The 12614-nt window shown below is 45.8% G+C and carries 5 protein-coding genes; all 5 read left to right on the top strand.

The features are described 5' to 3' along the window. The first annotated feature begins 41 nt into the window (after positions 1 to 41). The 5 genes from PGR74_RS09695 (at position 42) to PGR74_RS09675 (ending at position 12610) form a co-directional block, all read left to right on the top strand. Positions 42 to 2360 (top strand): S9 family peptidase, encoded by a 2319-nt coding sequence (locus PGR74_RS09695; RefSeq protein WP_041502782.1) that lies wholly within the window; start codon positions 42 to 44, stop codon positions 2358 to 2360. 94 nt (positions 2361 to 2454) lie between these two features. After that, positions 2455 to 4773 carry a S9 family peptidase gene (locus PGR74_RS09690; protein WP_270517014.1) on the top strand — a complete coding sequence of 773 codons (2319 nt, stop codon included), beginning with the start codon at positions 2455 to 2457 and terminating at the stop codon, positions 4771 to 4773. A gap of 89 nt (positions 4774 to 4862) precedes the next feature. Continuing rightward, positions 4863 to 7253 (top strand): S9 family peptidase, encoded by a 2391-nt coding sequence (locus tag PGR74_RS09685; protein WP_041502784.1) that lies wholly within the window; start codon positions 4863 to 4865, stop codon positions 7251 to 7253. A 43-nt stretch (positions 7254 to 7296) separates the two neighbouring features. Next, on the top strand, positions 7297 to 9939 hold the full coding sequence (locus PGR74_RS09680) for a zinc-dependent metalloprotease (protein ID WP_270517011.1): 2643 nt from the start codon (positions 7297 to 7299) through the stop codon (positions 9937 to 9939). Between the two features lie 70 nt (positions 9940 to 10009). Beyond that, the gene (locus PGR74_RS09675; RefSeq protein WP_110688566.1) at positions 10010 to 12610 is read left to right on the top strand and encodes a zinc-dependent metalloprotease; all 2601 of its coding nucleotides are present in this window, start codon (positions 10010 to 10012) and stop codon (positions 12608 to 12610) included. The last annotated feature ends 4 nt before the right edge of the window (positions 12611 to 12614 follow it).

Below are 12614 nucleotides of genomic sequence, written 5' to 3'. Positions count from 1 at the left end.
TTTGTTCGTGTGGGTAATCGTAAGTAAATCAGAAAAAACGTATGAAAAAATTATTGTTATTACTGTCCTTGGTGTTTGCTTTTATGGGAGGGGATGCCCAGCAGAAAGCAAATTATAAATTGGCAAAGAAGTTTAGGAACATTTCATTCGGAAGTGTGGTAGGGAAGAATAGTATGAGTATTTTTCCGAAGGCTATTAACGGTACGGATAAGTTTTGGTTCGAGTTTTACACGGAAGAGGGGAGGTTGTTTTATTTCGTCGATCCGGCGAAGGGAGAAAAGCGGTTGCTTTTCAATAATTCGGATATCGCACAAGGAGTGAGCCGGATTACCCGAAAGGCTTATAACGAAAAAGATTTGAGGATTTCGAGTATCGAGTTTTCAAAAGACCTGACGAAAATGACCTTTTCAATGGACGGTAATTACGAATTTGATTTTAAGACTAAAAAAGTAAAAGCTTTGCCGGAGAAAGAGGTATCGGAAGAGGATAGGCAGACCCGCTACTCCTGGATGGTCTTTTCTCCGGATGAGAAATACATCCTGTATGCTAAGGATCATAATCTGTATGTACGGGGCAACAAATACAAGGGAATGGATACGACAGAGATCCGGTTGACCACCGACGGCGAAAAATATTATTCCTTTGCCCGGGATGCTGAACAAGACTCCAAGGGGGAAACGGAAACCAATGCCCGTTGGTTTAAGGATTCCCGGCATATTTTTATGGTCAGGGAGGATAGCCGGAAATTGCAGGATATGTTCGTGATCAATTCTTTGACGAAACGGCCTACCTTGGAAAGATACCGTTACGAGATGCCGGGAGAGAAGAATCTTTGTCAATACGAATTGTGGATCATGGACGTGGAAAAAAAGACAGCGAAACGGGTTCCGGCCGATAAATGGACGGATCAGTACATTCAGGTGATCGAGCCGGGTAAAAACGGGGATAAGATATTCTTTCAGCGTTTTAAACGTACTTGGGACGAGGTGGATATTTGCGTGGCCAACACGGAGACCATGGAGGTAAAAGAGCTGATTCACGAGGTGGATAAGCCTTACCGCGATTACCACATGCAGAATACGGTAATTCTGAATGACGGAAAAGACATCCTGTTCCGCTCGGAGCGTACGGGGTGGGCCCATTATTACCATTACGACGGAAACGGCCGGTTGTTGAACACCATCACATCCGGTTCTTGGGTGGCCGGACAAATGGCCACTATCGATACGGTCGGTCGTGCGATCTATTTTTACGGGCACGGCCGGGAAAAGGGAACGGACCCTTATTACTACATGCTTTATAAAGCACATATCGATAAGGAGGGGGTAACCTTATTAAGCGGGGAGAATGCCCAGCATTCGGCAAAATTCACCCCTTCCCGGAAGTATTACGTGGATACCTACTCCCGGGTGGATATGGAACCTAAGATCGTGTTGAAAAACAATCAGGGGAAGGTAATTATGGAGTTAGCTAAGCCCGATACCCGGTTGTTGAAAGAGATCGGATGGATCGCCCCGGAGCGTTTTAAAGTAAAGGCGGCCGACGGGTTGACCGATATATACGGGATCATGTGGAAGCCGGCCGATTTCGACCCGAATAAAAAGTATCCCATTATCTCTTCGGTTTATCCCGGTCCTTTCTTTGAATACGTAAACACGAGCTTTACGATCAACGACAGCCATAATACGAAATTAGCGCAGCTCGGATTTATAGTCGTTGCCATGGGGCACCGGGGAGGCAGTCCCATGCGGGGAAAATTCTACCACCGGTACGGTTACGGGAGTTTACGGGATTATCCGCTGGCAGACGATAAGTATGCCATTGAACAGTTGGCTGCCCGTTACTCTTTTATCGATGGGACGAAGGTGGGGATATTCGGTCATTCCGGCGGCGGTTTTATGTCGACGGCTGCTATCTGCACCTATCCCGACTTTTACACGGCAGCAGTTTCTTCCGCCGGAAACCATGACAATAATATCTTTAACCGGGGTTGGTCCGAGATATATCATGGAGTAAAAGAGACGGTCAAAACGGTAAAAGGGGCTGACGGAAAGGATAGTACCGTTTACGAGTATACTTGTAAAGTGCCGACCAACATGGAGCTGGCTAAAAATTTGAAAGGACACCTGCTGTTGGTTACGGGAGATATGGATAAAACCGTACACCCTGCCAATACACTTCGTATGGTCGATGCTTTGATAAAGGCGGGTAAGAATTTCGATATGGTCGTGCTTCCGGGAAACGGACACGGTTTCCGCGGAGCAGCCGAGGCCTTTTTCGAGTATAAACTCTGGGCTCATTTTGCCAAATACCTTTTGGGAGATGACTCTGCCGATTATTGGGAAAACATAAATAATTAAGTGATTCAATGATTCGAAGATTAAGTGATTGGGAAAATGTGTTAATCACAGAATCGCCTAATCACTAAATTACAGAATTATAAATAAATAATATATGCGTTATATTTTATTTTATATTTTGCTGTTGGGGTTTGTCTTGGGTGCTACTGCCCAGCAGAAAGCCAATTATAAACTGGCCGAGAAATTTAATAAAAGAGCGATGACGGGAGTCTCAGAAATGAGTATGGCCATTCATCCGGAGTTTATTCATAAGTCGGATCGTTTTTGGTATAGTTTTACTACTGAAGAAGGGAAGAAGTATTACCTGGTAGATCCGGCGAAAAAAGACAAGAAACCGCTTTTCGATCATGAACGTTTGTTTGCGCAGCTCAGTAAAGAGACCCGGAAGGCCTATAATCCTAAAGATTTTTCCCTGCAGGATATAGAGTTTGCCCAAGACGAAAAGTCTTTCACGTTTGAGTTTGACGAGGCGAAATACCGTTATACCTTTAAGACCGCTTCGGTGGAGAAGATCGATACGATAAAACCCTGGTCGGGGTATGCTTCATGGATGAAGTATTCACCGGATAGCTGTTATATCCTGTATGCCCGGAATCACAATTTGTATGTGATGGGGAATAAGGCAAAGGGAAAAGATACCACGGCTATTCAGTTGACTTTTGATGCGGAGAAGGATTATACCTTTGCCAAAGAGTTTGCGGATTCGGACACGGAGGTGGAGACGATCGCTTCGTGGATGAAGGATTCGAAAAAAGTTTATGCCGTCCGGGAAGATGCCCGTAAGGTGGAGGAGCTGTTCCTGATCGATCATCTGGCTAAACCTCGTCCGAAGTTAAAGACCTATCGTTATGATATGCCGGGGGATAAGGAGATTTCCCAAAGCCAATTTCTGATAATCGATATTGAAACCCGGAAGATCACGGAAATAGACATCGATAGATGGCCCGATCAATACGTGGATGTTTTGTATACCGATAAGAAAGCGGAGAAAATTTATTTTGAGCGGGTCAACCGGGCTTTCAATGAAAAAGAGATCTGCGTCATCGATGCTAAGACGGGAAAAGTGAAAGTATTGATTCATGAAGTGGATAAACCGTTTTTGGATTTTAAGATGGCAAGCGTCTCTTTTTTGAATGACGGTCAGGATATATTATTTCGTTCCAACCGTACCGGGTGGGGACATTATTACCTGTATGACGGCGAGGGAAACCTGAAGAATACGGTTACGGCCGGAGATTGGACTGCCGGGCCTATCGCGGAGATCGATACCGTGGGACGTACGATTTATTTTTACGCCTTAGGCAAGGATAAGCATATCGATCCTTACTATTATACGTTGTGTAAAGCGGACTTGGATAAACCTGATCGGGTGGTACAGTTGACTTTTGACAATGCCACGCACATGGTGGATTGGTCTAAAACCTTTAACTATTTTGTGGATACTTATCAACGGGTGGATATGGAACCTCACTTCGTCGTGAGGAATAAAAAAGGGAAAAAAATAATAGACTTGGGTAAAGCCGATATTTCCCGGGTGAAAGAGATGGGCTGGAAGGCTCCTGAACGTTTTAAAGTAAAAGCGGCCGACGGGATAACCGATTTGTACGGGGTGATGTGGAAACCTTTTGATTTTGATTCTACCAAACACTATCCGATTATCTCTTCGGTTTATCCCGGGCCCTTTTATGAATACGTGCCTACTCAATTTGCTGTTATTCATGACCGGAATACCCAATTGGCTCAGCTGGGTTTTATCGTAATTGCCGTGGGACACCGGGGAGGAACGCCTATGAGAGGAAAGTATTACAACACGTATGGCGCCGGAAATTTGCGGGATTACCCCTTGGCCGACGATAAATACGCCATCGAGCAACTGGCCGATCGTTACCCTTTTATCGATGCGACAAAAGTCGGTATATACGGTCATTCCGGGGGAGGATTTATGTCGACGGCAGCCATTTGTACCTATCCCGATTTTTACAAGGCCGCCGTGGCGGCAGCCGGTAATCACGATAATCGGATTTATAATAAATGGTTTACCGAAACCCATAACGGGGTAACGGAAGAGAAAAAGGCGATTAAGGATAGCGTGAACGGCGACCGGGAAGAGCATATTTTTAAATTCCAGGTACGTACCAATCAGGAGTTGGCTAAAAACTACAAAGGCGGACTGCTTTTGGTGACGGGCGATATGGATGATAATGTCCATCCGGCTCATACGTTACGGATGGCAGATGCTTTGATTAAGGCCGGAAAGAATTTCGATATGATCGTCTTGCCGGGACAGGATCACGGTTTCAGTGGCGATGCCGAACTGTTTTACGAGCGGAAATTATGGTTCCATTTTGCAAAATACCTATTGAAGGATACCTCCGGAGATTACTTTTCCGGGATTGAAGAATATAAAAATTGATAAGATTCTGTGATTATTCGATTAAAAGATTCTGTGATTAGATCACTCAATCTCGGAATCACTTAATCGCAGAATCAAAAATAATTTATATGGTACGAGGAATTTTAATATCTGTTTTGCTGTTGGGGATGGTTTTGACGGTTACGGCTCAGCAAAAGGCCAATTACGAATTGGCAGAGAAGTTTCGGAATCTTTCTTTCGGACATTTGTCCAAGTTTAGTTTAGACATGTACCCGAGGTATATCAATAATTCGGATCGTTTCTGGTTTGATTTTACCACGGAGGAAGGGAAAAGCTTTTATTACGTGGACCCGGTAAAAGGGGTAAAACGACTCCTGTTTGAAAATGAAGATGTGGCACGACAGGCGAGTGAGATTACCCGAGTGGCTTACCATGCGCGGGAACTGGAAATTTCCGGTTTGAAATTCTCTCCGGACGGAAAAACGATCACGTTCAGGCTGGACACGCTTCATTGCGAGTATCATTTGGAGACAAAGAAGCTAAAACGGATAGCCAGGCCTGAACAGGCCGATGGAGAGCGTTATTCCTGGATGGTTATCGCTCCGGATAGCAGTTGTATTTTATACGCGAAAGAGCATAACCTGTACATGAAAGGGATACCGGAAAAGGGGAAAGATACGACGGAAACACAGTTGACCGTGGATGGGGAGCTTTATTTTTCTTATGCCAAGGACGGTTCGCAAACAGGAGACGGGGAGCAGGAGAGTAAAGTCCGTTGGTTTAAAAATTCTAAAAAGGCTTATATCGTGCGTTACGACAGCCGACGGGTGGAAGAGCTGTTTTTAGTTGATGTCCTTTCGAAGTCTCGTCCGGTATTAAAACGCTACAAATACGATATGGCCGGGGCAAAAGAAATTTCTCAGCCGGAACTGGTTATCGTCGACGTGGAAAAACGTCAGGTGGTGAAGGTAAAAGCCGATAAATGGCAGGATCAGGAGATACAGGTGGTGTATGCGGCGGAGAAAGGCGATAGAATTTATTTCGAACGGTATAAACGGACGATGGACCAGGTGGAGCTGTGTGTGGCCGATACGGAGACAGGAGAGGTGAAAGTGCTGATCCACGAGGAGGATCGGCCGTTCGTGGATTATCAGATGAAAAACATCACCTTTCTTCATGATGGGGACGATATCCTTTATCGTTCGGAACGTACCGGATGGGGCCATTATTATCATTACGACGGGAATGGGGTGTTGAAGAATGTAATCACGGCCGGCGATTGGGTTGCCGGGACGATAATTTCCGTCGATACGTTGAGAAGAGAGGTATATTTTTACGGCTACGGCCGCGAAAAAGGGGTAGATCCCTATTACAGTCTGATCTACCGGGCGCACATCGACAAGGGAAATGTTAAATTGTTAGGAGGAGAAAACGCCCGGCATCGGGCCTTTTTCTCTCCCACGCATCGCTATTTTGTAGATATTTACGCGACGGTAAGCGACGAACCTGAAATCCTTTTGCGGGATAGGAAAGGCAAAGTCATGATGGAGTTGGCCAAACCCGATCTACGGCGTCTGTACGAGATGGGATGGCGGGCCCCGGAACGTTTTACGGTGAAAGCTGCCGATGGCATGACCGACCTTTACGGTATCATGTGGAAACCGGCGGACTTCAATCCCGACAAGAAATACCCGATTATCTCTTCTGTCTATCCGGGCCCTTTTTTCGAGTATGTAAATACGACATTCTCGTTGGATGACGGGTATAATACCGAGCTGGCACAACTGGGATTTATCGTGGTGGCTATGGGACATCGGGGAGGAAGTCCTTTGAGGGGGAAATTCTACCACCGCTACGGATACGGGAATTTGCGCGATTACCCTTTGGCCGACGATAAATATGCTATTGAGCAACTGGCCGATCGTTATTCTTTTATCGATGCTTCGAGGGTGGGAATTTACGGCCATTCGGGAGGAGGATTTATGTCGGTAGCTGCCATCTGTACCTATCCGGATTTTTACACCGCAGCAGTCTCTTCTGCCGGTAATCACGACAACCGGATTTATAATTCGGGATGGGTGGAAACGCATCACGGGGTGAAAGAGACTCGTCGGGGGATGGAACCGGAGAAAAAGCAAAAAAGAAAGTCCGGGGGATGGGAACGCTTGCGTCCTGCCCACGAGATGATCGACGTACAAATGATGCGGGAGAAAGAATTTGAATACACGGTGAGTGTCCCTATCAATCAGGCATTAGCCGAAAATCTGAAAGGCCATCTTTTGCTTGTGACAGGCGATATGGACGATAATGTTCATCCGGCTCATACTTTACGGATGGCTGATGCCTTGATCAAAGCCCGGAAAAATTTCGATATGTATGTTCTTCCCGGCTGTAATCACGGGTTTGGTAATGCCGGTCGTTTTTTCGAATACCAGTTGTGGCATCACTTTGCCAAATACCTTTTGGGTGACGATTCGGCCGGTTATCAGACCGATCTGGATTATTTCATGAAGCGATAAAGTTTGTATTGTAATTTATATAAAATCATTAAATGTAGTTATTATGAGACTAAAAACGGTCATTTTTTTAGCGAGCCTTTTGCTTGTCCAAAGTGCTGTGATACCGGTTTACGGGGCGTCCAGAAAAAAGAAAAAGGATAACAAGGAGGAAAAAGTAGAGAAGAAGAAAGAGACTTCTTACGACAAATTGTTCAAGGGAAAAAAGTGTGAGACCGAGAGAGGGTTGATAACCCTTCACAAGATGGATAATAAGATCTATTTCGAATTGCCCTTGAATATATTGGGAAAGGATATGTTGATCGGTTCTACCGTGACGGAAATCACCAATAACGGTTTTGCGAACGTGGGAGAAAAGCCGCATGACCCGATGCACGTCCGGTTTACTAAGATGGACTCTACGATTAACCTGCGCCAGGTAGTTTGCGCGTATACCTCGGAAGATAAAAACCTGATGGAGCGGATAGCGACCAGTACGGTTCCGGCCATTATCGAAAATTTTGAGATTAAGGCTTACAATACCGACAGTACGGCCGTGGTGATCGATATGACCGATTTCCTGTTGAGCGATAACGGTCAGCTGAATCCCTTCTCTCCTTATGCACCTATCACGTGGGGCGGTGCCTGGGTTGAAAAGGAGTTTAAAAAGGGAGATTCTCAAATTGCTAAAATAAAGGCTTTTGATGATAATATCAGTGTACAGTCCTCCTTGACTTATTTAGTTAGCTTAAGGGATAGAAAATTTTATTACTGGTACAAGGAGCCGTTCACGGCTGTGATGACCCGTACTTTTATGCTTTTGCCGGAAGAGCCGATGCGTCCGAGGATTGCCGATCCCCGCATCAATATTTTCTGGCAGGGGAGATCGGAATTCAGTAACGAGGGAAACGGCATGAAACCTCTTTACTATGCCAATCGCTGGAGATTGGAACCGAAAGATGAGGCTGCCTATCGTCGGGGTGAATTGGTGGAACCTAAAAAACAGATTGTTTTTTATATCGACAGTGCCTTTCCTGAAATGTGGAAGCCTTACATGAAACAGGCTGTGGAGGTCTGGCAAAAGACGTTCGAGAAGATCGGTTTTAAGAATGCCATCGTTGCCAAAGATTTTCCGACGGATGATCCGGATTTCGATCCGGATAATTTGAAATATTCCTGTATTCGCTATTCGCCTTCTCCGGTTGCCAATGCTATGGGCCCTTCCTGGACGGACCCGAGGACGGGAGAGATCATCAATGCTTCGGTTTATGTATACCACAACGTGATAAAGTTGGTGCAGGATTGGCGTTTCTTGCACACGGCCGCTGTTGATCCGGACGTGAGAAAGGTGATTTTGGATGACGATGTGATCGGCGATTGTATTCGTTATGTCGTTTCTCACGAGGTGGGACATTGTCTCTCCTTGATGCACGATATGTCTGCTTCTGCCGCGGTTCCGGTAGATTCGTTGCGTTCTCCCTCTTTCACTCGGAAATACGGTACGACTTACTCCATCATGGATTATGCCCGGAATAATTACGTGGCACAGCCGGGAGATAAGGAGAGAGGAGTGAAACTGACACCGCCTGAATTGGGCGTATACGATTATTTTTCTATCGCCTGGCTGTATACTCCTCTTTTAGACGCCGCAACTCCGAAAGACGAGGTTCCGACTTTGGCTAAATGGATTTCTGAAAAATCGGGAGATCCTATCTATCGTTACGGCAAACAACAATTCCGCACGCGCATCGATCCGAGCTCTTTGGAAGAGGATTTGGGAGACGATGCGATGAGGGCAGGTGCTTACGGTATTAAAAACCTGAAGGTCATTTTGGCTCATTTGAATGAGTGGGTAGGAAAAGACGATCCGGAGTATAAATACCGTTTGAATATGTACAACGAGGTCTTGTATCAATACTTCCGTTACCTGAATAACGTGTTGATGAATATCGGGGGAATCTATATCAACGAGCGGTATGACGGTGACGCTCTGCCGAGTTATGCTCCGGTGGCTAAGGAGAAACAGAAACGCGCCGTTCGATTCCTGTTGTCCCAATTGAAGGATATGGATTGGTTGGACGCCAAGGAGATGCAGGAGGGTTATCCTTTACGGGGGAACATCGCTTCCTATATACAGGATGAGATGTTTTTTGCCCTGATCCAACAGACGGCTAACGTGATGGTTTGTGCCAGCAAGACGTTCGATAATCCTTACACGGCGGAGGAGTACATGAAGGATATTTATGATTTCGTGTGGGCGCCGACCCGGCAGGGTAAAACATTGAGCCAGTTGGAAAAAAATCTTCAGGTCGGCTTGTTGAGTACGATTATGGGTAAGGCAGGTATCGCTACGGTTCAGAAAGCGACTCCTTTCGCCTTGACAACGAATATGATTCGCATTCCGGAGTTCGTGAAAGAACAAAGCCGGGCGACTTACGGAATTTTGTCCGAAGAGTTTGTGGGAATGTATACCAACCGGAAAACAGAGGCTCCGGAAATTTCCGAACGGTTGATAGAGAAAGCCGAACAAATGGGCTTCGGTTCTTTCCTGGGGATTACGGCTCCCTATGTCGCAACGGATCATATCTATTTCGATACGTTGAAAAAAACATTGGCTTTGTTGAAAAGTAAAGCCGGCACGGGATCGACAGATACGAAACAACATTATAAATTGTTGATTTATAAGATTGAAAAGGCGTTGGAGAAATAGTCCGATACTTTTAGAATCTAAATATTTGAAACGGGTTATTTGTCAATCATAAATCAAAAACGAGAATTAGATGAAAAAATTGATGTATATAGGCTTTATTTCTCTTTTATTGATAGGTGTAAGCCATGATGCTTGGGCCAGAAAGAAAAAAGGAGAAAAGAAGGCGGAAAAAAAGGAGACCCTGACGGCTTACGACAAGCTGTTTAAGGGGAAAAAGGCGGTTACGGCAGACGGGCTCATGAAGATGCACCTGATGAATGGAAAGGTGTACGTGGAGTTCCCTTTGAATTTGTTGAATAAGGATATGATGTTGACCTCCTCTATTGAAGATATCAGCGATAACGGGGAGGGGGTTGTCGGTCAATTTGCCGGCCGGGGCAACCATTTCCGTTTTACGAAACTGGATTCGCTGCTGCAAGCCCGGTTGGTCTTGCGCCGTAAGGTGAAGAACCTGGGAATGGGAGAGAATGCCGACGATATGATCGAACGTTCCAATACTCCCGGTATTTTCCAGAGCTACAAGATCGAGGCTTATACACCCGATAGTACTGCTGTCGTGGTGGATATGACCAAATTCTTTATGGAGAGTTCCCGCTTTACCAATCCTTTTTCCGGTTATGCCGGCAATTCGTTGTTCGGTTTTATACAGCGGGTACATAAATTTCAAGAACACCGTTCCGGATTACTGGGAATAAAAGCGAATGAAGACAATATCGTGGTGACCTGTAACTTGGGATTTAACGTGGATCGCTTGGTTTTTGGTGCTTTTCTGCAAGCGAAGGACGTTCCCGTTTCCGTTACGGTAAACAAAATTCTGTTGATACTGCCGGAGGAGCCCATGCGCCCTCGGTTAGCCGATTCCCGCATCGGGGTGAGTCCTGTCGTACAATCGGAGTTGCGCGGAGTATGCGAGGGAATTAAACAGGATTACCTCACGAAACGGTGGAGACTGGAGCCGGTTGACGAGGAGAGGTATAGCCGGGGAGAGTTGGTGGACGTGAAGAAACCGATCGTTTTTTATATCGACACGCTTATGCCTGAAGCCTGGAAAAAATACGTGAAAGAGGGAGCCGAAGCCTGGAATGACGCTTTTGAAAAGATCGGTTTGAAAAATGCGATACAAGCCGTGGAATTTCCGAAAGATCCCTCTTTCGATGCCAATAACATCAGGAATTCGACCATCCGGTACTCTCCTTTGTGGATGTATTTCCCGCAAACTTCCATGCATACGGATCCCCGGACGGGAGAGATTCTGAATGCCTCCGTGTATATGCATGCCAATATGGCTTCCGTTTTTTATACATCGCGCACGGAAGAGACCATGGTGGCAGACCCGAGCGTGCGGAAAGCACGGTTGTCCGACGAACAGACCGGGGAGATGATTAAAGCGAAAATGATGCAGGTCATCGGGCGTTGCCTGGGGTTGACCGATAATTATGCCGCCTCTTCAGCCTACCCGGTGGATTCGTTACGTTCGGCTTCTTTCACGAGAAAATACGGAATCGTTCCTTCCGTCATGGATGATTTTCCCTGTAACCGTATTGCTCAGCCGGAAGACGTGAAGAACGGGGTTTTATTGGTACAGGATCGTTTGGGCGAGTACGATTACGAGGTGATTAAGTATTTGTATAAGCCGATACCGGGAGTAAAAGAGGTAAAGGCCGAAAAGCCCGTGTTGGAGAAATGGATCAAAGAGATGCAGGCAAAACCCTATTGTGTTTATAGACGGAATCCCGATTCCTGGGCCAAGTTCGATCCGAAGGTAGTCCGGGGAGATTTGGGCGACGACCCGATTAAGGCAATGAATTATATGTTGCCCAATATGAAAGGGGCTATCAAAAACTTCTTTGAATGGTATAAAGAGGGGGATTTGGATATGGAGGCCCGTCGTCTGTTCAACATGGAGTTGACGGGTTTGTTTACAACGACCATCCGCCCTTTGATGATCTATATCGGAGGTATCGAGATCTTCGACGTGGAAGAGGGGGATCAGGCGCCAAGCTATAAGGTTATCCCGAAAGCGACACAAAGAAAGGTGTTGAAGTACCTGTTCGATTTGTCGAAAGATCTCTCCTGGATCGACAACAAAGAGGTGTTGACCCAAATGCAGATCAGCGATCTCCCCTCCTTGAAGATGAGAAATGAAATTTTCAACGGTATTATGTCCCGTTTCCGTTACGTGGGAATTGCAGCCCAGAAATCGGGAGGAGATTATACTCAGGAGGAGTTTATTCAGGATATTTATGACGAGGTGTGGAAAAATACCATCCGGAACCGTCCGTTGACGAAACACGATATGGATATGGAACAATTGTTTTTAGCCAGTATTATCGCCACCTCCTGCGTGGATGCTCCGGCAACTGTTTTTGCCCCGCAATTCTCCGACGGACTTCGTTCGCTGAATCCTTGGGAAACGGAATTGGTTCATCGGATGCAGTCTGTCGAGCAAAACCGTTTTGCTCTCGATCATTCTTCGGAAGAGGAGATCGCCGGATATTCGTCTATTCCTTATTTTGAAGCCTTAAACGGCTCCACGGCGCATATCTATCTGGAAATGTTGTTTAAAACGAGGGATTTGATTAATCGGGCTCTCGTAAACAGCTCCGGCGAAACCAAATTGCATTATGAATTGATGCTTTACAGAATAAAAAAAGCATTGAAGAAAAATTAGTTAA

The organism is Sanguibacteroides sp. AM78-02pH3A (genome assembly GCF_027666085.1).
Classification (GTDB): Bacteria; Bacteroidota; Bacteroidia; order Bacteroidales; family Marinifilaceae; genus Gabonibacter; species Gabonibacter massiliensis.
This window is presented reverse-complemented; position numbering and strand designations above follow the sequence as displayed.

Excerpts from the sequence above, each read along its gene's own strand:
- PGR74_RS09695 (WP_041502782.1), top strand. The coding sequence starts at position 42 with ATGAAAAAATTATTGTTATTACTGTCCTTGGTGTTTGCTTTTATGGGA.
- PGR74_RS09690 (WP_270517014.1), top strand. The coding sequence starts at position 2,455 with ATGCGTTATATTTTATTTTATATTTTGCTGTTGGGGTTTGTCTTGGGT.
- PGR74_RS09685 (WP_041502784.1), top strand. The coding sequence starts at position 4,863 with ATGGTACGAGGAATTTTAATATCTGTTTTGCTGTTGGGGATGGTTTTG.
- PGR74_RS09680 (WP_270517011.1), top strand. The coding sequence starts at position 7,297 with ATGAGACTAAAAACGGTCATTTTTTTAGCGAGCCTTTTGCTTGTCCAA.
- PGR74_RS09675 (WP_110688566.1), top strand. The coding sequence starts at position 10,010 with ATGAAAAAATTGATGTATATAGGCTTTATTTCTCTTTTATTGATAGGT.